The sequence below is a fragment of the Pantoea sp. MHSD4 genome (assembly GCF_021043305.1).
In the GTDB taxonomy this organism is placed as follows: Bacteria; Pseudomonadota; Gammaproteobacteria; order Enterobacterales; family Enterobacteriaceae; genus Pantoea; species Pantoea eucalypti.
The window spans coordinates 1-239 of record NZ_JAJNDH010000037.1 but is presented as its reverse complement, the minus strand read 5'-3'; the positions used below and the strand labels follow the sequence as shown (position 1 = coordinate 239).

Sequence of the window (239 nt, the reverse complement as noted above, 5' to 3'; positions counted from 1 at the left end):
CACTTTGTCGACCACAGCCACGGCGAGTCCTACGCGCGCATCCGTCAGGAGGTGTGGCAGGCCGAGCACCACAGCGTCAGCGGGTCGGGCACCGCCACCGGCATCGCGCCGGGCTTCACCTTCGCCATCATCAACGCGCCGCACTTCAGCGACAACGGCGAATATCTGGTGACCTCGGCGACCTATGACTTCGCCGAGAACAGTTACGCCAGCGGCGACACCGGCGAGAGCCGTCACAA

The 239-nt window shown here is 65.7% G+C and carries 1 protein-coding gene; it reads left to right on the top strand.

The genetic code is table 11. From position 1 onward, the window contains the following. Positions 1-239 (top strand): contractile injection system protein, VgrG/Pvc8 family (locus LQK91_RS21960; RefSeq protein WP_231001694.1); only part of this gene is annotated, 239 nt, incomplete at both ends.